The sequence below is a fragment of the Pseudomonas sp. R5(2019) genome, from assembly GCF_009905435.1.
GTDB lineage: Bacteria > Pseudomonadota > Gammaproteobacteria > Pseudomonadales > Pseudomonadaceae > Aquipseudomonas.
Genome location: NZ_JAAAMT010000001.1, coordinates 13,161 through 33,319 on the forward strand (window position 1 = coordinate 13,161; position 20,159 = coordinate 33,319).

Below are 20,159 nucleotides of genomic sequence, written 5' to 3' on the forward strand. Positions count from 1 at the left end.
TCCTGACTACAGTTCAGTGTGTTATGAACAGATTGACGGGGAACTCGTTCAGCGCAGTGCTTAGTCGCAACGCTCTATCTGGTGTGACTACAGCCTCGGCAAAAAGTCCCTTCCATCGAAACGATGACGCGGTGAATGGCAGAATCAGTGTGGTGTCGTCCCAGCTCTGTGGCGGGATCAGCGGAATTGGCGTGTTGCCCAGCAGGCGGCTGGCGAGCCGGGGGACGATGACAATCGCTTTCTGGTCATCGTTTTCCCGCAGGAACGCCAGCACGTGACCGGCCTGTTTGCCGCTCACTTCAAGCGGCTGGTAACTGCCGCGCGCGAACAGCTCCGGGTACTGGCTGCGCAGCGCCAGCGTGCGGGCGATCAAGGCTTGCTTGAGGTGGCCATCGCGCCAGCTTTCCAACAGTTGCGCGGGGTGCCTGGCATCATCCAGGGCCTGCCGGCGAGCGGCGAAATCCACCGGTTGGCGGTTGTCCGGGTCGACCAGGCTGAAGTCCCAGAACTCGCAACCCTGATACAGATCCGGCACGCCCGGGGCAGTCATGCGCAGCAAGCATTGTGCCAGGCTGTTGAGGGCGCCGGTACAGGCGATGGCGTGGGCGGCCTCGGCAATCGAGCCACGCAGTTGCTGGGCCGGAGCCTCCAGCAAAAGGCTGTCGAGAAACTGCGCGCAGGCGCTTTCGTAGTCGTCGTTGGGGGCACTCCAGCTGCTCTGCAGCTTGGCCTCGCGCAGGGCTTTCTGTTGCCATTGCCGCAGGCGCCCGGCGTAGGTTTCGCAGCCCGCCTGGTCATGGCTGTCCAGGCCCAGCGGCCAGCTGCCGAGCAGGGTCTGGTAGAGCATGATTTCATCGCCGGGCGAGGGCGCGGTCTCGTTGTGGGGGCTGTCACGCAGCGGCGCGGCCAGTTCCATCCAATGCTCAAGGCGGGCACTGAACCAGTCGCTGCGCTCGCTCAGCACCGCCAAGCGGGCGCGGGTGTCTTCACCGCGCTTGTGGTCGTGGGTGGCGGTGGTCAACAAGTTGTCCGGGAAGGCTTCAAGGCGCTGTTCGCAGGCGGTATGGAAGGCCTCGGCGGGCGCGCTGAAGTGCTCGGCATCGAAGCCCACGTCGTTGCGCGACAGCAAGACTGCCGAGCGGTAGAAGGCGGTGTCTTCCACGGCTTTGGCGGCCGTCGGTGAGGTTAGCTGCTGGAAGCGAACGCAGGCATTGCGCAGCACCTTGCGAGCACGCCCCGGCGGCTGTCGGCGCCAGCCTTCGCCACCCAACCAGTGCTGCAGGGAGTCGAGCACCGGCCAGTCCGCTTCGCTCAGGCTGGCGCGGGCACCCTCGACGGCCTGCTGGAAAAAACCTTCGTCTTCGATCTGGCGGCCACAGGCATTGAGGTAAGTGCGGTAGACCGGGTAGTGCACCACCAGCGCCTGCAAGGCCCGGCGAATCGCGCCCAGGGTCAGGTCACGACTCATCAGGTCGCCGCGGGCGACGTTGAGCAAGGCCTGGGCGACTGACTCGAAGTCGCCGGCCAGGGTGCCATTCAATACCCACTGTCGGGCCTGGCGCACTTCTTCGTTGAAGTCGGCCGGGCGTCCGCTCAGGTCGCTCCAGCTTTCGCGCAGCACGGCTTCGCCGGTTGGGTCGTGTTGCAGCAGCGACACCTGGTTCATGAATTCATAGCCGGTGGTGCCATCCACCTGCCAGTCCCGGTGCAGCTGTTCACCGCTGCCCAGAATCTTCTCCACATAAATCGGGAAGTGCTCGATGGCCGCTACCAGCGGCCGTTCGCCCAGCAGGGCGTTGACCCGCCGCCGCAGCTTGCGGCAGTAGCCGCGCGGGTCGGCGAGGCCATCGATATGGTCGATGCGCAGGCCATCGATCAGGCCGCGGCCAATCAGCTCGAAGATTTTGCCGTGGATGGCTTCGAAGACGGTAGGGCGTTCGACCCGCAGACCGCCCAATTCATTGATGTCGAAAAAGCGCCGCCAGTTGATGTCGTCGGCGGCGGTACGCCAACTGGCGAGTCGGTAGTGCTGTTTTTCCAGCAGCTGGTGCAAACGCACAAAGCCCTCTTCGGCGCGCGAATCAAAGTGCTCCAGCAGCGTTTCCAGCGCCACGGCCACAGGGGCTTGAGTGGCCAGGCGGGCCAGCTCTTTACGCAGTGCCTGGGCGCGACTGTAAGCCTGGCGCTTGTCCTGCAAGGCGCTGAATCGTTCGCCCAGCGCCTTGAGTCCGGGGTGGTCGCAGGCGCCGAGAATGCGCCCGTAATCCGGCGGGCTGATCGGAAAGCGGTGTGCGTAATGCCCGACGTAAAAGGCACCACGGCTGGCATCAAAACGCAGCGCCATGTCACCGGCCTGCAGCACTGCGCCGTAGTCGCGGGCCAGGAACGGCAGCAGCAATTGCCCCTCCAGCAGCGGGTCGGGGGAGTGCCATTGAATGTCGTAAAACTCGGCAAAAGGGCTGCCGCGCCCCCACTCCAGCAAGTCCAGCCACCAGCGGTTATCCGCGCCGCCCACGGCCATGTGGTTGGAGACGACGTCCAGCAGCAGGCCCATGCCATGCTGACGCAAGCCCGCGACCAGCCGCTCCAGCGCCGCTTCACCGCCCAGTTCCGGGTTGATCACGGTCGGGTCGACGACGTCATAGCCGTGCATGGAGCCCGGGCGGGCCTTGAGCAGCGGCGAGGCATACACATGGGTGATGCCCAGCCGGGCGAAGTAGGGTACCAGCGGCAGGGCGTCGTCGAGGGTGAAGCCCTTGTGAAATTGCAGGCGTACGGTCGCGTTCAAGGGCTTCATCGGTCACGCTCGCCGGCTTGATCGCGGGCCTGGGCCAACAACTCCAGGCGTCGGGCAGCGTCTTCATCGTCGAGCAGATCAACGCTGGGCAAGGCGAAGCGCCGGCACCAGTTGGGGTGGCCTGCGGTGGTGCCCGGCAGGTTCGGTTGCTCCTCGATGCCGAGCAAGTCTTCCAGCGGGATCAGCACCAGTGGCGCCCGGGTGTGGCCGAGAAACCGAATGCTGGCGTCGATGACCTGATCGGTTTCCTCGGCGTTGTCCTTGAAGTTATGGCTGTCCTGGGCCAGCACATTGCGCAGGCCCTGGCGCTCGTGTTGGCGGGTCTCGCGCCAGTGCTGCTCGCCGGGGGCATCGATCAGCTTCAGGTCGCGGTACCAGTCAATGTCCCGCGAGCGCCACCAGCCGTTGAGCGTCGACAAATCGTGGGTGGTGCTGGTGGCCAGGGCGTTGTCCGGCCATTGCAGGATCGGCTTGAAATAGCCGGTGTGGTACTGCTCGAACAGCAGCACCCGAATACCGAGAATCGCTCGCGCCGCGAGTTTTTCCCGCAGGCCGTCGGGCACCGTGCCGAGGTCTTCGCCCAGGACGATGGCTTGATGGCGCACCGACTCCAGCGCCAGCAGGCGCAGCAGGTCGTCGAGCGGGTAATTGAGGTAGGCGCCGTCGCGCGGCGAGTTGCCGCGCGGGATCACCCACAGCCGCTGCAAGCCCATCACATGGTCAATGCGCAAGCCGCCGGCGTGGGCGAAGTTGGCCCGCAGCATTTCGATAAAGGCGCGGTAACCGTGGCGTTGCAGGCCTTCAGGGGCAAACGCGGAAATGCCCCAGCTTTGCCCGGCGCGGTTGAGAATGTCCGGCGGCGCACCCACGGTCAGCTCCGACAGCAGCTCGTCCTGGCGGCTCCAGGCCTGGCTGCCGGCACCGTCGGCACCCACGGCCAAGTCGGCGATCAGGCCGATGCGCATGCCCCCGGCGCGCGCGGCTTGCTGGGCCCGCTCAAGGCTGCGGGCGACCAGCCATTGGCAAAAAGCGTAGTAGCGCACCTCGTCAGCATGGGTGCGGGAAAATTCGGCGATGGCCTCGCTGCGTGGGTCGTGCCAGTCGCTGTGCCATTGGCGCCAGTCCTGAGCGCTGCCCTTGGCCGCGCATTCGGCTTGCAGGGCCTCGAAGCGGCAGTGGTTTTCCAGCGCTTCGCCACCGGCCTGGCGGAAGCTGTCGAAATCGCTGGTCAATGGGTTGTCGCCGCGATTGAAGTCATTGAACAGTTGGCGCAGCAGGGTTTGTTTGGCGGTGGTCGCGGCCGGCCAGTCGATCAGCGGCAACTGCTCCAGGCGCTGCAATTCGGCGTCGAGCCCGGCCTGTTCGATGGCCAGGCGCACCGCGCGCTCACCGAGAATCTCGCCAGGTGCGGCGTAAAGGCTGTTGAAGAACAAGCGGCTGGACGGGGAATACGGGCTGTAGCGATGGGCATCGCTGCTGAACATCGCGTGCATCGGGCTGATCGCCAGCGCATCGACACCGCGTTCGGCGGCGCTGCGGGCCAGCAGTTCCAGGGCCTGGGTGTCGCCGAATCCGCCATCGCCTTCACGCCGCAGGCTATACAGCTGCGCGCTCAAACCCCAGGCCCGGGGTGCCTCGCTGTCCAGCGCATCGGCCATGCTGTAGCAACGGGCGGGCGCGACCGCGACGGTGAAGGCTTGCCTCTCGATGGTGATCTGGTGATAGCCGATGGGTATGGCGTGGCTGAGCGCCGCGTGCTCGTCGAGTTGCGTCTCGTGCTGGCTGCCGTCTTCGAGCAGCACCTGGCAATGGCTGTGGGCAGCAAACCAGCGCCCCAGCTTCAGTTGCCGGCCAAGGTCGACGGTCAACAGCGGTGGCAGGCTGACGGATTTGCCCACTTCTTCGAGGCTGCGCAGGCTTTTTTCGATCTCGTCCAGGCTGTCGGCCGGGTGCCCAAGGCCAGCCAGCACCTGGCGCAGCACCTGCGGGCGAACGCGTTGCGGCTGGCCATTGGCGTCAATCCAGTCCACTGACAGGCCGGCATGGCGGGCCAGGTATTCCAGGCGCTCATCACTCATGGGGCAGGTCCTTGTGATCGGGTAAGGTCAGGCTGACCAAAGCGGTGAAGGGCGCAAGGTGGTCAGGGTCAAAAGGCTCGGGGGAGCTGATCAACAGATGCTCGCCAGCGGCGGGTAGTTCCAGCGAGATGCGCTCTTCGCTCAAGTTCAGGTCGATGCGCAAGCAACTGCCATCGCCCAGCCGCCAGCGTGCGGTCAAGGCGCCATCGCCATGGACCCGCGCGTCGAGGGCCACGGCACCCCGCAGGCGCGGGAACAACTCACGCTGACGCAGGCGCAACAGCTTTTGATAGAACGCCGGCCAGGGCTGGGACAGCTGCGCGGGCGCGCTGTCCGGCAACGGTCGCGAGTCGTTGAAAGTCGACTCGGCGTTGGGGTCGGGAATTCGCGTCCGTCGTTCGGCGTTGGCAAATGCCTGGAAATGGGAAAATTCGTTGCGCCGGCCTTCGCGCACCAACTCTGCCAGCTCGCCATGGTGGCTGGTGAAATACAGGAACGGTTGCTCGGCTGCGTATTCGTCACCCATGAACAGCAACGGGATCATGGGGCTGAGCAACAGCAGGGTAGTGGCGGCGCGCAAGGCGTCGGGCGGGCACAGGTGGGCCAGGCGCTCGCCCAGGGCGCGGTTGCCGACCTGGTCGTGGTTCTGCAAAAACAGCACGAAAGCGCTGGGCGGCAAATCGCCGCTGGGCTCGCCACGCGGTTTGCCGTGGCGATTGAGTTCGCCCTGGTAGACAAAGCCTTCGTTCAGGCAGTGCGCCAGTTTATGGGTCGGTTGTTCGGCAAAGTCGGCGTAGTAGGCTTCCCGCTCGCCGGTCAGCAGTACATGCAAAGCGTTGTGGCCGTCATCATTCCATTGCGCATCGAAACCGCGCTGCATCAGGTGCGCTTCGTTGTGCTCGTTCTCTACCGTCAGCCAGATCTCGCGGCCCGCTGGCGTCAGGTGGCGCACGCGTTGGGCCAGTTCGATCAAGAAGCTCGAGTCTTCGATGGCGTGCACGGCATCCAGGCGCAGACCGTCGAAGCAGTATTCAAACAGCCACATCAGCGCGCTGTCGATAAAGAACTCGCGCACCTCACGGCGTGGAAAGTCGATTGCCGCGCCCCAGGGGGTATGCCGGTCGTCTCGGAAAAAACGCTTGGCGTACTCGCCCAGGTAATTGCCGTCCGGGCCAAAGTGGTTGTAGACCACGTCCAGCACCACGGCCAGGCCGAGGCTGTGGGCGTAGTCGATCAGGTGCTTGAGTTGTTCGGGTGTGCCGTAGGAGGCTTCCGGGGCAAAGGGCAGCACGCCGTCGTAGCCCCAGTTACGGTCACCGGGGAATTCCGCCAGCGGCATCAGTTCGATGGCCGTCACGCCCAGCTCGGCGAGCCGCGGCAGATGCTGCTCGACGCCGACAAAGCCGCCGAGCAGGCCCACATGCACTTCGTAGAGGATCGCCTCGTGCCAGGGGCGGCCCTGCCAGCCAGTGTGTTGCCAAAGGTAGGCGTTGGGGTCAACCACGATGCTCGGATCGTGCACGTCACCGTCCTGGGCGCGGGAGGCCGGATCGGGGACCTGCAAGCGGCCATCGATGCAATAGCGATAACGTGTACCGGCCGGGCAGCGGGTCTGGATCACAAACCAGCCGTCGGCCTGAGGCAGCATCGGGATTGAGTGGTCATCACCCAGCTCCACGCTGACCTGGAGCGCATCCGGCGCCCAAAGGGCGAACCGGGTGTGGTCCTGATCCAGCATGATGGCCCCGTGGGGCCATTTCTCCGTTGACCTTAAGGGCATCCAGTCCAGCCTCTTCAATACGTGGTTGCGGTTGCGCGCTCCACCAACTCCTCGTACAGACGGGCATAGGGTTCGACCGCCTGGCACCAGTTGAACGGCTGGGTCATCGACAGGCAGCGCATGGCGTTGAGCAGGTTTGGTTTACTGTAGACATAAAAGGCCCGGCTCAGTGCCTGCTCGTAGCTTGCCACGGTCGATTCATTGAACAGAAAGCCCGTGACCCCGTCTTCGATGGTGTCGGCCAGCCCGCCGGTATTGCGTGCCACCGGCAGCGAGCCAAAGCGCTGGGCGTACATCTGGCTCAGGCCGCAGGGCTCGTAGCGCGACGGCATCAGCAAAAAATCGCTGCCGGCGAATATGCGCCGGGCATCGGTTTCATTGAAGCCGATGCGCACGCCGATCTGGCCGGGGAAGCGCAGTGCCAGCTCGCGCATGGCCTGTTCTTCCTCGGGCTCGCCACGGCCGATGATAGCGATCTGGCCGCCGTTGGCGACGATGAACTCGGCCACGCCCTGGGTCAGGTCCAGGCCTTTTTGATAGACCAGGCGCGAGACCACGGCGAACAGCGGCCCGGTCGAGGGCTGCAGTTTGAACAGCTGGCGCACATGGCTGGCATTGACCGCTTTGCCGTCCCAGTCATTGAGGCTGAAGGGGCAGATCAGGTGCGGGTCGGTGGCCGAGTCCCAACTTTCGTCGATGCCGTTGGGGATGCCGCTGAGCAGACCCTGTTGTGCCTTGCTGCTGAGGAACCCTTGCAGGCCGCAGCCGAATTCGGCGGTGGTGATTTCCTTGGCGTAGGTGGCGCTGACCGTGGTGATGTGGCTGGAGTAGGCCATGCCGGCCTTGAGGAATGACAGTTTGCCGTAGAACTCCATGCCTTCCTGCTGCAGCGCGTGCGGGGGGATCGCCAATTCCGGGCAGCAGGCGCGGCTGACCACGCCTTGGTACGCCAGGTTGTGGACAGTGAACAACGTCGGGGTTTTCAGGCCGCGCCAGTGCATATAGGCCGGGGCCAGGCCGGCTGGCCAGTCGTGGGCATGCACCAGGTCAGGCTTCCAGTGGACCATGCCTTCACCGGCGGCGATGTCGGCTGCGGCCAGGCCCAGGCGGGCGAAGCGGATGTGGTTGTCGGGCCAATCGCGCCCATTATTGGCGCCATAAGGGGTGCCTTCGCGCTGAAACAGTTCGGGGCAGATCAAGACGTAGATGACCAGACCGTCCTTGAGATCCATGCGGCCGATCTTGCATGCCGGGAGTGCCGCATGACCGCCAAGCTCGCCAACGATATGGATCGGGTTGTCGCTATTCATGACTTGCGGGTAGCCGGGGATGAGTACGCGCACGTCATGCAGAGGGTGCATGGCCCGGGGCAATGCGGCAGAGACATCGCCTAGACCGCCGGTCTTGACCAGATCAGAAATTTCGGATGTGACAAAAAGAACTTTCTTGCGCTTGGGGTTAGCGTGGGACTCTGGCGGAGTCCCCCTGCCGGCCTTGGTGACGTCTGGCAGCGCCGACTCGGTGACTTGCTGGTTTAAACGCTCTCCATGAGTTTCGACAGCGGCACTGATCATTATTATCTCCCCGTGCATTTAATACGAAAGACAAAGCACCTGATGTTGTTATCCATGCACCCCGCGTGCCATACGTACAAGCGCTGTCCTCTGCAGCCAAACGGGCTGACGGGCTTGACGGTGGGGGTGGGTCGACCGCGCCTGGGGGTGTCCCTTCGCGATGGCCTTCCTAATCCCTGACCTACTGGTCATTCGGAAGTTTCGACTACTTTCTGTCGGATTGTCCGAATGGTAGACCGGGCAACGGCTGAGTGTAGGAGAGAAGTGAGACGATGTGGAGGTTAATAGCAAACTCTTCGACTGGCGGGTCACGAAGCGGATTAGGGTAGAAATTTTAGAAGCGCCGAAAGCAACGCGGATTGTGGGGGGGCGTAGGAGCGGACCTGGCCGCGATGGGGCGCGCAGCGGCCCCAGAGGCCAGTGACATCTGCGGCACAGTTTGTGGCTGCGGTAGGTTTCAGAATCGCTGGGGCCGCTTCGCAGCCCATCGCGGCCAGGTCCGCTCCAACAAATCAACCCAATCTAGAGTTGGCCCATCAACCCGAACCGTCGCTTGAGCACCCAGTCCAACACCGATTTGGGCAATACCTGCGCCATCAACGGCAACGCCCGGCTGCCATTGCCAATGCGCACCAGCCTCGCAGGCTTGGGCGCGCTCACGGCCTTGAGCAACGCCTGGGCAAAGTCCGCCGCCGGCGTTGGGTGATCCTGCGAAGCCCGGGCCCGCGCACGGATACTCTCGCGCAGCGGCCACCATGCTGACTGCTGGCCAATCAGCTGTTCAGCCTCGCGCCCGGCGTTGCTGGCAAAACTTGAAGCGATCGCCCCCGGCTGGACCTCCATCACCCGCACGCCAAAGGGCGCCAATTCAAGCCGCAAGGTATCGCTCAAGGCGTGTACCGCCGCCTTCGACGCGCAATAGGCCCCGGCAAACGGCGTCACCAGCACGCCCGAGACACTGCCCACATTCACCACCAGCCCACGGCTGCGGCGCAACACCGGAAACAACGCCCGGGTGACCCCGACCACGGCAAACACATTAGTCTCGAACTGTCGGCGCATGGCCTCTACACCGCCGTCGAGCAGCGGCCCCATGGCACCGTAACCGGCGTTGTTGATCAGCAGGTCCAGGCCGCCACTGTGTTGGTTCAGGGCCTCGGCCAGGTGTTCCAGGGCATCGCTGTCGTTGACGTCCAGTTGGCGGGCGACGAAACCCGAGGCCTGCAGGTGCTCGACATCCTCGGGCTTTCGCGCTGTGGCCCAAACCTCATACCCCGCGCCCTTGAAGGCTTCGGCGAGGGCGCGGCCAATGCCGCTGGAACAACCGGTGATCAGGGCAACGGGCATGGCGCGGTCCTTGTGCACTATAAAAAGAGGAGGGTAATCAACCGGAGAAGCTGCCTTGCAGGCGTTCCGGGCGGAATTCCAGGGATTGCGGGCGGTAGCCGGGGCGCAGCGGCGGCACGGGCAGGCAATCTTCCCACTGGGCGCCGGCCTGCAATTCGCCGGGACCACGGTAGCGCGGGGCCGAGTAAAGGTTTTCAACGAGGTTGACGGTATCGCCGGGCGCATACGCGGCGACGCGCCAGCGCAGTTCTACCAGCGGCACGTCGTTGTTGTTTTTCAGCTGCACCATCAGCGGCCGGTCGGCGGGGCAGCGTTGTGGGTAATCGCTGGTGGGCGCATAAATCAGGCGCAGGTCCAGGCGTGCCAGTTGGCGGGCTTCGCGAGTTTCGAGCCAGACCACCCACAACGCCACCAGGCCCAACCCGAACAAAGCCGCCATGGACACGGGCAATGCCTTTGACGGGTAGCGCAACAGCAGCACCAGCCAGGTCAGGATAAGCAGGACGCCGATAAACATGCAGGCAGTACCTTTGGTCGGGAGTTGACCAATCGTACCGGCTAGAGAAAGAAAAGTCGCTGGAGCCTTCAAATCGCCTGCATCAACGAATGAAATGCACCTTGCCGCTATCATCGTTGCCCATGTAAATCCCATACACCCCGGCAGTACGCTCTTCGATATAGCGCTCCAGGATCTGGCGGATGGCAGGGTAGTAGATGCTGTCCCAAGGGATGTCCTGGGGCGCGAAGAAGCGGCAATCCATGGTCTCTGGCCCGTACTCGCCGGTGATCTCGGTGGCGATGGCGCGAAACACGATGTACACCTCACTGATCTTCGGCACGCTGAAAATCGAGTAAGGCGAGACGATCTCGGCGCGTACGCCGGTTTCTTCCCAGACTTCACGCAGCGCCGCCTGTTCGGTGGTCTCACCGCTTTCCATGAACCCCGCTGGCAAGGTCCAGGTGCCAGGCCTTGGCGCAATCGCGCGCTGGCACAGCAGGTACTCGCCGTCGCGCTCGATGATGCAACCGGCGATGATCTTCGGATTGACGTAATGGATGTAGCCGCAGCCCCCGCACATCAGCCGCTCGTGGGTGTCGCCAGGCGGTTGTTGCAACCTGAGATCGGCGGTACCGCATTGCGGGCAAAAGCGCGGGGTAGGCATGGTCAGCGACCTATTCTGGGTTCTTTGATGGCGATGGGCGTGGCCATGTCGCGCAGCTTGCCCGTCTCGTTCTGTTTCTGGCGCAGGTACTCAAGGGCCACCTTGGCCGCCGAGCGTACGTGGTCAACCGAGGCCTGGTGCGCGGCCAGCGGGTCGCCGCTCTTGATGGCCTCGACCATGCGCTCCATTTCCTGGTTACTGGCACCGCGGCGGTTTTCCTGGGACACCGAGGTGGCCCGCAGGTAGCTGATGCGTGCTTGCAGTTGACGCAGCTGGGTGGCGGCAATGTGGTTGCCGGAGCCTTCGAGCAGCACATCGTAGAAACCCTGCACCGATTCGAGCACCTGTTGCAGCTCACCGCCTTCGAGCGCCTCGCGGTTTTCTTCCAGGGCACGTTCCAGCGCGCGGATGTCCTTGGCCTTGGCATTGAGGGTGAACAGCTGAACGATCAGGCCCTCCAGCACACAACGCAGCTCGTAGATATCGCGGGCATCTTCCAGCGTGATGATGGCCACGCGCGGGCCTTTGGCGTCGGCAAACTCCACCAGGCCTTCGGACTCCAGGTGACGCAGCGCTTCGCGCACCGACGTGCGACTGACCCCGAGGCGATCGCAGAGGTCGCGCTCGACCAGGCGGTCGCCCGGCAGCAGGTGGAAGTTCATGATCGCAGTGCGTAGTTTGTCCAGCACGATTTCGCGCAGGGTGACAGGGTTGCGGTTGACCTTGAAGCTGTCGTCGAGTGGCTGGCGTTTCATGGGGCTGCTCTGTAATGGCTGTCCAGTGGGCCGCAGCGGAGTCGTCTCGATCCCGAGTGCTCCGTGCGGGGGTGTCGAACAGCCAGTCGTTAACTGGCTGCCTCAGCGTCGGCTTCGGCGAAGGCCTCTTTGGCCAGCCTGAAGCTGTCTACGGCAGCGGGGACGCCGCAATAAATACCGACCTGAAGCAGAATTTCGCGTATTTGTTCACGACTCAAGCCGTTACGCAAGGCGCCGCGAATATGCAATTTGAGTTCATGAGGCCGGTTCAGGGCCGAAATCATGGCCAAGTTTATCATGCTGCGTTCTTTGAGCGACAAACCGTCGCGACCCCAGACGTGGCCCCAGCAGTACTCGGTGACCATTTCCTGCAGTGGGCGGTTGAAGTCGTCGGCGTTTTCAATCGACTTGTTCACATAGGCCTCGCCCAACACCTGAGTGCGGATCGCCAGACCTTTTTCGTATTTCTCGTTGCTCATTGTCTGTCTCCTTAAGCTTACAAACCACCCATGAGGGTGTATTTGATTTCCAGATAATCTTCGATGCCGTACTTGGAGCCTTCGCGGCCCAGGCCCGAGGCTTTTACGCCGCCAAAGGGCGCCACTTCGGTGGAGATCAAGCCTTCGTTGATCCCGACCATGCCGTACTCCAGCGCTTCACTCATGCGCCAGGCGCGGCCCAGGTCGCGGGTGTAGCAATAGGCGGCAAGGCCGAATTCGGTGTCATTGGCCATGCTGACGGCCTGGGCTTCGCTGCTGAAACGGAACACCGCGGCCAGTGGGCCGAAGGTTTCGTCGCGGGCAACTTTCATCTGCGTCGTCACGCCGCTGATGACCGTGGGATGGAAGAACCCGTGGCCCAGCGCATGGCGTTCACCGCCGCAATGCAGTTGTGCGCCTTTGCCCAGTGCGTCCTGAACATGTTCTTCCACCTTGGCTACCGCGCGCTCGTTGATCAACGGGCCCTGGGTAACGTCGGCCTCGAAGCCATCGCCGACCTTGAAGGCGCTGACCCGCTCGGCGAGCCGGGCGACAAAGGCGTCGTGGATGCCGTCCTGTACCAGGAAACGGTTAACGCACACGCAGGTTTGCCCGGCATTGCGGTACTTGGCGATCAATGCGCCTTCAACCGCACGTTCAAGGTCGGCATCGTCGAACACGATAAACGGCGCATTGCCGCCCAATTCCAGCGAGACCTTTTTCAGCGTCGGCGCGCATTGCGCCATCAGCAATTTGCCGATGCCGGTGGAGCCGGTGAACGACAGCTTGCGCACGTCGGGGCTGGCGGTCAGCTCGCCACCGATAGCGACCGCATCGCCGGTGATGACGTTGAAAATGCCAGCGGGAATCCCGGCCTGCTCGGCCAGTGCGGCCATGGCCAGCGCCGAAAATGGGGTTTCCGGCGCGGGCTTGACGATGCACGGGCAACCCGCGGCCAGCGCCGGGCCTGCCTTGCGGGTGATCATCGCCGCCGGAAAGTTCCACGGGGTGATCGCCGCCACGACGCCGATCGGCTCCTTGCTGACGACGATTCGTGCGTCACCCTTGTGACTGGGGATCGTATCGCCATAGATGCGTTTGGCTTCCTCGGCGAACCACTCGATAAAGCTGGCGGCATAGAGGATTTCACCACGGGCTTCAGCCAGCGGCTTGCCTTGTTCCAGGGTCAGGATTTCAGCCAGTGCGTCAGCATTTTCAAGCATCAGCGCGTGCCAGCGCTTGAGAATAGTGCTCCGCTCCTTGGCCGTGCGCGACCGCCAGGCCGGCCACGCGGCGTTGGCGGCGGCGATCACTTCGCGCGCCTCGGCGGCGCCGAGGTTGGGGACCTGGCCGATCACTTCACCCGTTGCCGGGTTGAAAATGTCCTGCGTCGCGCCATCGGGCGCATCGCACCATTGGCCGTTCAGGTAGGCCTGTTGGCGGAACAATTGCAAGGCGTTGGGGGTCATGCCGGCTCCCGGGATCGAGAATAAAAAAGGGCCGCACCCGAGGGTGGGACTACGCGGCCCCCGAAGAAAGCAATCAGGCGAAGGGAGGCAGGGCGCCCAGCTTGCCTTTGTGGTAGATCATCGGCGTCACCGGCTCCTGGGGCAGGATCAGGTTCTTGACCGCGCCAACGATGATGGCGTGGTCGCCTCCGTCGTATTCGCGCCACAGTTCGCATTCGATGATCGCCGTGGCCTTGGCCAGCAGCGGGTTGCCGCGCTCGCTCAGGTGCCACTCGATGCCGGCGGCCTTGTCCTTGCCCTTGCCGGCAAACGCGTAGGCTTCGGCCGCCTGATCAGCGGCCAGCAGGTGAATGGCGAACTGTTTGCTGTCGCGCAGGATCGGGTACGTGTCCGAGGCGTAATTGGGGCAGAACAGCACCAGCGCCGGGTCGATCGACAGCGCGCTGAACGCGCTGGCGGTGATGCCGACAATGCTGCCCTCGGCGTCGAGGGTGGTGACCACCGTGACGCCGGATGGGAAGGAGCCCATCACTTCTTTGTAGATTCCGGGTTCGATCATTTCAGGCCACCTTCAACGCATCACGAAAGGGTCGGGCATCGGCGACTGCGAGAGGTTGATCCACACCGTTTTCAGTTCGGTATAGGCCAGCACCGAATCGATGCCGCTCTCGCGACCGTAGCCGCTGTTCTTGAAACCGCCGATCGGGGCCATCGCCGAGACTGCTCGGTAGGTGTTGACCCAGATGATTCCCGAGCGCACGTCACGGGCCAGGCGATGGGCACGGCCCAGGTCGCGCGTCCAGATGCCGGCGGCGAGGCCGAACTGGGAGTCGTTGGCAATGGCCAGTGCTTGGGCTTCGTCCTTGAACCGGATCACCGAGGCGACCGGGCCGAAGACTTCTTCCTGCATGATCTTCATCGAGTTGCTGTCGCACTCGAACAGGGTCGGTTCATAGAACCAGCCGTCACCGGCGACTTCGGCGCGCTTGCCACCCAGGCGCAGGCGCGCGCCCTCTGCCAGGGCATCGGCGACCAGGCCTTCGACCACAGCCAGCTGCTGTGCGGTGGCCATGGGGCCCATCTCGCTGGTTTCATCCTGCGGGTTGCCAATGCGAATGCGCTTGGCGCGCTCGACCAGCCGGGAGACGAATTCGTCGTAGATTTCATCTTGCACCAACAGCCGCGAGCCCGACACGCAGCTCTGCCCGGAGGCGGCGTAGATGCCGGCGATCGCGCCGTTGATGGCGCTGTCCAGATCGGCGTCGGCAAAAATGATATTCGGCGACTTGCCGCCCAGTTCCAGCGACAACTTGGCAAAGTTTTCAGCACTGCTGCGCACCACGTGACGCGCGGTGGCGGCGCCGCCGGTGAAGGCGATCTTGCGCACCAGCGGGTGACGGGTCAGCGCCGCGCCGGTGGTTGGGCCATAGCCGGTCACTACGTTGACGACACCGGCTGGAAAGCCGGCTTCCAGTGCCAGGCGAGCCAGCTCCAGAATGGTCGCCGAGGCGTGCTCGGACGGTTTGAGCACGATGGTGTTGCCCGCGGCCAGGGCCGGGGCCAGCTTGATCGCGGTCAGGTACAGCGGGCTGTTCCAGGGAATGATCCCGGCCACCACGCCGATCGGCTCGTGCACGGTGTAGGCAAACAGGTCGGGCTTGTCCAGCGGCAGGGTACCGCCTTCGAGCTTGTCGGCCAGGCCTGCGGTGTAGTGGAAGAACTCGGGCAAGTAGCTGACCTGGCCACGGGTTTCGCGAATCAGCTTACCGTTATCGCGGCTTTCCAGCTGAGCCAGACTTTCCTTGTTTTCGGCGATCAGATCGCCCAGACGGCGCAGCAACTTGCCCCGAGCGCTGGCGGTGAGGCCGCGCCAGGCCGGGTTATCGAAAGCCTTTTGCGCGGCCTGTACGGCGCGCTCCACATCCGCCTCGTCGGCGTCGGGCAGTTCAGCCCAGGCACTGGCGGTGGCCGGGTTCAGGCTTTCGAAGGTTTTGCCGGACAGGGCATCGAGCCATTGGCCATCGATGCACATCTGAAAGCGTTGGAGTGTCATGCAACTATCCCCTTGGCAGAATCGGAGAGGCTTGGCGCCTTGGCGAGGAAGTCCAGCAGCATCTGGTTGACCAGTCGTGGCGACTCGACCGGCATCATATGCCGCTGCTCATCGAGCACGGCAACCTGAGCGCCGGGAATCCGCGCGGCCAGTTGCCGGGCCATTTCCGGCGTCGAGCCAGGGTCCAGCTCGCCGGTGGCGATCAGTGTCGGCACCTGGATCTGGCCGAGGTCTTCGGCGCGGTACATGTCCTGGGTGGCAAACAGCTCATAGGTGGTCAGGTAACCCTGCGGATCGTTGCTCGCCAGGGTCTGGCGAATGGCTTCGATCTGCGCCGGGTTGGCTGCCTGGTACTCGCGGCTGAACCAGCGCGACAGCGCCGCTTCAGCGTTGGCATCAGGGCCGTGTTCGGCGGCCTGGGCGGTGCGGGCAATCACGCCGGCACGCTGTTCCAGGCTGCGGTTGAATACGCTGTTAAGTACCACCAGCCCCGACAGGCGCTGCGGGTACTGCAGGGCAAAGGCACGTGCTACCAGCCCGCCCATGGAAAAGCCGATGACGGCAGCCTGGGTGATTTGCAAATGGTCGAGCAATTCGGCCAGTTGCGCGGCGTAGCCCAGCAGGTCAGTGCCCTGGGCCGGCCGAGGACTGTCGCCATGCCCGAGCATGTCATAGGCAATGACGCGATATTGCCCGCAAAGGCCGACGATCTGGCCGCCCCACATTTCTTTGTTCAAGCCTACGCCGTGGATCAGGACCACAGGTTGGCCTTGGCCAGTCGCCAGATAACTGGTGCCGGCCGGGGTGCGTTCAGCGGTGAGCCGAATCATGGGTCGCTCCTTGTTGACACGCCCGGTTGTCGTTATGGGTTTTTATTGGGCTTTTTCTGCGGCCAGTTCTTCCAGATCGATGTAGCGGTTGCCGATGCGCGGGTGCAGGCGGCCGCCGTCGGCACAACCGAGCACCACAACGATCTCGTCGGCACGCGGGGCGTCTTCGATCTGCATTTCCAGGGTGATGTAGTGCGAGCGCAGGCCTTCGTCATCCTTGTGCATCATCGGGATCTGGATGGACGTGCCCGGGCCGCCGCGCTTGTTGGTGAAGCTCAGGTAGCTCTTGGCCTTGACCGCTTCACGGTAGTGGTTGCCGAAACGCAGGGTGTGGATCACGGCCGAGGCGTGTTCGATTTCGCCATCGGCACCGACCACAGCGGCTTTGCCATAGGCTTCGATTTTTTCAGCGCCGCCGATGATGTTCACCAGGCGCTCGACCATCAGTGCACCCAGGTCAGAGCAGTTGGCCCTGATTTCAGGCTTCAGGTCTTCGACGAAACCACGACCCAGCCATGGGTTCTTGATCACAACGGCCAGGCCGACCATGGTTACTGGTTTGTCGGTCGCCTTGCCGCCTTCGATAAAGGTTTCTTCGACGTAGCTGACGATTTTGCGAATTTCGAAACTCATGGGACTGCTCCACATCAGGGTGATTAGCTTTGTGTGTCTGATGGTATACCATAATATTGTGTATGCAAGTCCCTTGTGCAAATTCGTGTGGGGGGCAGGCGACGGAAGGTCGTTCGGGGGGGCGGGGAGGGGGGGCAGGGGTTTTTGCGGGGCTCAAAAGCATCGCGGGCAAGCCCTGCTCCTACCGGGGGGGGTAGGAGCAGGGCTTGCCCGCGATGAATGTTGCGCTATTTAAAGCCGGTCAGAGGTAGATCAGACCACTACACCCTGGCTGCGCAGGTAGTCGTCATAAGTGCCACTGAAGTCGACCACGCCATCGGCGCTCAGCTCGATGATGCGAGTAGCCAGCGAAGATACGAACTCACGGTCGTGGCTGACGAAAACCAGCGTGCCCGGGTAGTTTTCCAGCGCCAGGTTGAGCGCTTCGATCGATTCCATGTCCAGGTGGTTGGTCGGTTCGTCCATCACCAGTACGTTAGGCTTTTGCAGGATCAGCTTGCCGAACAGCATGCGGCCTTGCTCACCCCCGGAGATCACCTTCACCGACTTGAGGATTTCGTCGTTGGAGAACAGCATCCGGCCCAGGGTGCCACGGATGACCTGTTCGCCCTGTGTCCACTGGCCCATCCAGTCGAACAGGCTGACATCGTCTTCGAAGTCGTGGGCATGGTCCTGGGCGTAGTAGCCCAGCTCCGCGCTTTCGGTCCATTTCACGGAACCGGCGTCTGGGGTCAATTCACCGACCAGGGTGCGCAGCAGGGTGGTCTTGCCGATACCGTTGGGGCCGATGATCGCCACGCGCTCGCCGGCTTCGACGGTGAAGCTGAAGTTTTCGAACAGAGTCTTGCCATCGAAGCCCTTGGACATCTTCTCGATGGTCACGGCCTGGCGGTGCAGTTTCTTGGTCTGTTCGAAACGGATGAACGGGCTGACCCGGCTCGATGGCTTGACCTCGGCCAGCTGGATCTTGTCGATCTGCTTGGCGCGCGAAGTGGCCTGCTTGGCTTTCGAGGCGTTGGCCGAGAAGCGGCTGACGAACGTCTGCAGCTCGGCGATCTGGGCTTTCTTCTTGGCGTTGTCCGACAGCAATTGCTCGCGGGACTGGGTCGCCGCGGTCATGTACTCGTCATAGTTGCCCGGGAACAGGCGCAGCTCGCCGTAGTCCAGGTCGGCCATGTGGGTGCAGACGCTATTAAGGAAGTGCCGGTCGTGGGAAATGATGATCATGGTGCTGTTACGCGCCGTCAGAATCGTTTCGAGCCAGCGAATGGTGTTGATGTCCAGGTGGTTGGTCGGTTCGTCGAGCAGCAGCACTTCCGGGTCCGAGAACAGCGCCTGTGCCAGCAATACCCGCAGCTTCCAGCCGGGTGCGACTTCACTCATCGGGCCAAAGTGCTGGGCCAATGGAATACCCAGGCCCAACAGCAGCTCACCGGCACGGGATTCGGCGGTATAGCCGTCCATTTCGGCAAACTCGGTTTCCAGCTCGGCCACGGCCATGCCGTCGTCTTCAGTCATTTCCGGCAGCGAATAGATGCGATCGCGCTCGGCCTTGACCCGCCACAGCTCTTCGTGACCCATGATCACGGTGTCGATCACGCTGAATTCTTCGTAGGCGAACTGATCCTGGCGCAGCTTGCCCAGGCGCACGTTCGGCTCGAGCATCACCTGCCCAGCGGACGGCTCCAGGTCACCGCCGAGGATTTTCATGAAGGTCGACTTGCCGCAACCGTTGGCGCCGATCAGGCCGTAGCGGTTGCCGTTGTTGAATTTGACCGAGACGTTCTCGAACAGCGGCTTGGCGCCGAATTGCATGGTGATGTTAGCGGTAGAGATCAAAGTCTTATCCTGCGGGGCTTTCAGAGTAGCTATGGTTGCGGCAGTACCTATTTAGTACCCATTTCTGACATTCCGAGCTTGGACATTTCATTCCAATCCGAAGCGGAGCTGATCCAGCGGGCATAGGTCGATAGCAGCATTTGGACGCTATGCCCGAGCTGGCTGGCGATGAACGCAGTGTTCATCCCGGCCATCAGGCATAGGGTGGCGTAAGTGTGGCGGCAATTGTACTGGGGACGTTCGCGCAGGGATAGGGCAGCGAGCGCCTGCTTGAAGTGCTTGTCCAGTACGCTGGTCTCCTGAATGAACTCGGCACCCTTGCTGGGTGGGAACACATAAGGGGATTGCGCATGCTGCATTTTCCTTGCGGCTTGGCGCATGGCGTTCTCCTTGGCCCCCTTCAAAGCCCCTAAAGCCCGGTCATCCAGTAGCACGACGCGGTTTTTCTTGTTCTTGACCCGTTCCTGTATTTGTCGATCCGCGACGATCCGACACACCCTGGCCGTGCGCTTGTCCTCATCTACTTCAGTCCATCGCAACGCCATAATTTCGGACGGACGCATCCCGGTGAAGAACGCAAATTCGAAATAAGCGGCATAAATGCGGGTGAACGTGCCGAAGATTCGTACAACTTGGCAATTATTTGATCCGCGTCGGTCTGCTCGAACGGGTCAACATCCTTGCTGGTGCGCCTGGGCAGGTGGCGTGATTCGTTGAAGTGGACTATTGGTTAAGACCCGGCATGGGGCCGGAAGACAGGGGGGCTACGAATGAAAACGCTGATAGTTGATCACTCTTGGACCAAAATCATCGAGCGAGATGAGTTTGCCAAGGTCGCGCTGGCGGCAAAGATCGAGCAGATCGAAGAAATTGAAGCTGCCATTCGAGCGGTTGAAGGTGACGAGGCAGCCCGCAATGTTCTACATGATGGCTTGATAAAGCATGCATTAACGCGCTGCCTGGAGAACTTGCAGGGATCTGCATCCGTAACAGAACAGGACTACTGGATCTGTTACGAGTTTGCGACAACCGCTGCGAAGAATGCAGAGCGAATCATTGACGAAGCGCTTTCGCACGTAGGGTCGTGATCGTATCTGCGAATGCCCGCCTTGGAGTTCGGCGCAGTCGTCGATGGTGCAACTACAACTGCTCCTCTCCAACATCAATCCTGCGCAGCTCCATCACATCGATGGTGCTTTCGCCGTCAGTGATCTTCCAGATGTTCAGCAGGGCGCACATGACATAGCGCTTGCCGTATGTAGTGGACGAGCCCACAGCCTGCACGGCGTTACGACCCTTGCCGATATCTACCGGCAACAGCATGGCTGTCTGCTCGCGGTGGCCATCCCGATGCATCAGGAT

The 20,159-nt window shown here is 62.6% G+C and carries 18 protein-coding genes; 1 reads left to right on the forward strand and 17 read right to left on the reverse strand.

The genetic code is table 11. From position 1 onward, the window contains the following. Positions 1–13 precede the first annotated feature (13 nt). The 16 genes from GUY40_RS00075 to GUY40_RS00150 all read right to left on the reverse strand — a co-directional run bounded on the left by GUY40_RS00075 (position 14) and on the right by GUY40_RS00150 (position 19,360). On the reverse strand, positions 14–2,797 hold the full coding sequence (locus GUY40_RS00075; protein ID WP_166566899.1) for a malto-oligosyltrehalose synthase: 2,784 nt from the start codon (positions 2,795–2,797) through the stop codon (positions 14–16). Continuing rightward, entirely contained in the window at positions 2,794–4,875 is a 2,082-nt protein-coding gene (gene malQ / locus GUY40_RS00080; protein WP_166566900.1) for a 4-alpha-glucanotransferase, read from the reverse strand. The genes GUY40_RS00075 and malQ overlap by 4 nt, the downstream gene beginning before the upstream one ends. Then, positions 4,868–6,655, reverse strand: a complete 1,788-nt coding sequence (gene treZ / locus GUY40_RS00085; protein WP_166566901.1) for a malto-oligosyltrehalose trehalohydrolase — start codon at positions 6,653–6,655, stop codon at positions 4,868–4,870. The genes malQ and treZ overlap by 8 nt, the downstream gene beginning before the upstream one ends. A 14-nt stretch (positions 6,656–6,669) precedes the next feature. After that, a complete protein-coding gene (gene glgA, locus GUY40_RS00090) occupies positions 6,670–8,229 on the reverse strand; it encodes a glycogen synthase GlgA (protein ID WP_166566902.1) in 1,560 nt (519 codons plus the stop codon). Positions 8,230–8,751: 522 nt separating this feature from the next. After that, complete coding sequence (locus GUY40_RS00095) at positions 8,752–9,576, reverse strand: SDR family oxidoreductase (protein WP_166566903.1); 825 nt, start codon at positions 9,574–9,576, stop codon at positions 8,752–8,754. 37 nt (positions 9,577–9,613) lie between these two features. After that, positions 9,614–10,093 (reverse strand): multidrug transporter, encoded by a 480-nt coding sequence (locus GUY40_RS00100; protein WP_166566904.1) that lies wholly within the window; start codon positions 10,091–10,093, stop codon positions 9,614–9,616. An 82-nt stretch (positions 10,094–10,175) separates the two neighbouring features. After that, on the reverse strand, positions 10,176–10,739 hold the full coding sequence (locus GUY40_RS00105; protein WP_166566905.1) for an NUDIX hydrolase: 564 nt from the start codon (positions 10,737–10,739) through the stop codon (positions 10,176–10,178). A gap of 2 nt (positions 10,740–10,741) precedes the next feature. Continuing rightward, positions 10,742–11,494 carry a GntR family transcriptional regulator gene (locus GUY40_RS00110; protein ID WP_166566906.1) on the reverse strand — a complete coding sequence of 251 codons (753 nt, stop codon included), beginning with the start codon at positions 11,492–11,494 and terminating at the stop codon, positions 10,742–10,744. Between the two features lie 89 nt (positions 11,495–11,583). Next, complete coding sequence (locus GUY40_RS00115; RefSeq protein WP_166566907.1) at positions 11,584–11,973, reverse strand: carboxymuconolactone decarboxylase family protein; 390 nt, start codon at positions 11,971–11,973, stop codon at positions 11,584–11,586. 17 nt (positions 11,974–11,990) lie between these two features. Next, positions 11,991–13,442 carry an NAD-dependent succinate-semialdehyde dehydrogenase gene (locus GUY40_RS00120; RefSeq protein WP_166566908.1) on the reverse strand — a complete coding sequence of 484 codons (1,452 nt, stop codon included), beginning with the start codon at positions 13,440–13,442 and terminating at the stop codon, positions 11,991–11,993. A 73-nt stretch (positions 13,443–13,515) separates the two neighbouring features. Continuing rightward, positions 13,516–14,001 carry a flavin reductase family protein gene (locus GUY40_RS00125; RefSeq protein ID WP_166566909.1) on the reverse strand — a complete coding sequence of 162 codons (486 nt, stop codon included), beginning with the start codon at positions 13,999–14,001 and terminating at the stop codon, positions 13,516–13,518. 12 nt (positions 14,002–14,013) lie between these two features. Continuing rightward, complete coding sequence (locus tag GUY40_RS00130) at positions 14,014–15,495, reverse strand: aldehyde dehydrogenase (protein WP_166566910.1); 1,482 nt, start codon at positions 15,493–15,495, stop codon at positions 14,014–14,016. Beyond that, the gene (locus tag GUY40_RS00135) at positions 15,492–16,325 is read right to left on the reverse strand and encodes an alpha/beta fold hydrolase (protein WP_166566911.1); all 834 of its coding nucleotides are present in this window, start codon (positions 16,323–16,325) and stop codon (positions 15,492–15,494) included. The genes GUY40_RS00130 and GUY40_RS00135 overlap by 4 nt, the downstream gene beginning before the upstream one ends. A gap of 42 nt (positions 16,326–16,367) precedes the next feature. Beyond that, the gene (locus tag GUY40_RS00140) at positions 16,368–16,958 is read right to left on the reverse strand and encodes an amino acid synthesis family protein (protein ID WP_166566912.1); all 591 of its coding nucleotides are present in this window, start codon (positions 16,956–16,958) and stop codon (positions 16,368–16,370) included. A gap of 252 nt (positions 16,959–17,210) precedes the next feature. Then, positions 17,211–18,797, reverse strand: a complete 1,587-nt coding sequence (locus GUY40_RS00145; protein WP_166566913.1) for an ABC-F family ATPase — start codon at positions 18,795–18,797, stop codon at positions 17,211–17,213. 47 nt (positions 18,798–18,844) lie between these two features. Next, positions 18,845–19,360, reverse strand: coding sequence for a tyrosine-type recombinase/integrase (locus GUY40_RS00150; protein ID WP_371924667.1), 516 nt, complete (start codon positions 19,358–19,360; stop codon positions 18,845–18,847). Positions 19,361–19,567: 207 nt separating this feature from the next. On the opposite strand from GUY40_RS00150, the gene GUY40_RS00155 reads away from it, so the two are divergent. After that, positions 19,568–19,885 (forward strand): hypothetical protein, encoded by a 318-nt coding sequence (locus GUY40_RS00155; protein WP_166566914.1) that lies wholly within the window; start codon positions 19,568–19,570, stop codon positions 19,883–19,885. Positions 19,886–19,937: 52 nt separating this feature from the next. Here the strand turns inward: GUY40_RS00155 and GUY40_RS28620 are convergent, their stop codons facing one another. Further along, on the reverse strand, positions 19,938–20,153 hold the full coding sequence (locus tag GUY40_RS28620; protein ID WP_371924668.1) for an ERF family protein: 216 nt from the start codon (positions 20,151–20,153) through the stop codon (positions 19,938–19,940). Between the last annotated feature and the right edge of the window lie 6 nt (positions 20,154–20,159).

Excerpts from the sequence above, each read along its gene's own strand:
- GUY40_RS00075 (WP_166566899.1), bottom strand. The coding sequence starts at position 2,797 with ATGAAGCCCTTGAACGCGACCGTACGCCTGCAATTTCACAAGGGCTTC.
- malQ (WP_166566900.1), bottom strand. The coding sequence starts at position 4,875 with ATGAGTGATGAGCGCCTGGAATACCTGGCCCGCCATGCCGGCCTGTCA.
- treZ (WP_166566901.1), bottom strand. The coding sequence starts at position 6,655 with ATGCCCTTAAGGTCAACGGAGAAATGGCCCCACGGGGCCATCATGCTG.
- glgA (WP_166566902.1), bottom strand. The coding sequence starts at position 8,229 with ATGATCAGTGCCGCTGTCGAAACTCATGGAGAGCGTTTAAACCAGCAA.
- GUY40_RS00095 (WP_166566903.1), bottom strand. The coding sequence starts at position 9,576 with ATGCCCGTTGCCCTGATCACCGGTTGTTCCAGCGGCATTGGCCGCGCC.
- GUY40_RS00100 (WP_166566904.1), bottom strand. The coding sequence starts at position 10,093 with ATGTTTATCGGCGTCCTGCTTATCCTGACCTGGCTGGTGCTGCTGTTG.
- GUY40_RS00105 (WP_166566905.1), bottom strand. The coding sequence starts at position 10,739 with ATGCCTACCCCGCGCTTTTGCCCGCAATGCGGTACCGCCGATCTCAGG.
- GUY40_RS00110 (WP_166566906.1), bottom strand. The coding sequence starts at position 11,494 with ATGAAACGCCAGCCACTCGACGACAGCTTCAAGGTCAACCGCAACCCT.
- GUY40_RS00115 (WP_166566907.1), bottom strand. The coding sequence starts at position 11,973 with ATGAGCAACGAGAAATACGAAAAAGGTCTGGCGATCCGCACTCAGGTG.
- GUY40_RS00120 (WP_166566908.1), bottom strand. The coding sequence starts at position 13,442 with ATGACCCCCAACGCCTTGCAATTGTTCCGCCAACAGGCCTACCTGAAC.
- GUY40_RS00125 (WP_166566909.1), bottom strand. The coding sequence starts at position 14,001 with ATGATCGAACCCGGAATCTACAAAGAAGTGATGGGCTCCTTCCCATCC.
- GUY40_RS00130 (WP_166566910.1), bottom strand. The coding sequence starts at position 15,495 with ATGACACTCCAACGCTTTCAGATGTGCATCGATGGCCAATGGCTCGAT.
- GUY40_RS00135 (WP_166566911.1), bottom strand. The coding sequence starts at position 16,325 with ATGATTCGGCTCACCGCTGAACGCACCCCGGCCGGCACCAGTTATCTG.
- GUY40_RS00140 (WP_166566912.1), bottom strand. The coding sequence starts at position 16,958 with ATGAGTTTCGAAATTCGCAAAATCGTCAGCTACGTCGAAGAAACCTTT.
- GUY40_RS00150 (WP_371924667.1), bottom strand. The coding sequence starts at position 19,360 with ATGCGTCCGTCCGAAATTATGGCGTTGCGATGGACTGAAGTAGATGAG.
- GUY40_RS00155 (WP_166566914.1), top strand. The coding sequence starts at position 19,568 with ATGAAAACGCTGATAGTTGATCACTCTTGGACCAAAATCATCGAGCGA.
- GUY40_RS28620 (WP_371924668.1), bottom strand. The coding sequence starts at position 20,153 with ATGCATCGGGATGGCCACCGCGAGCAGACAGCCATGCTGTTGCCGGTA.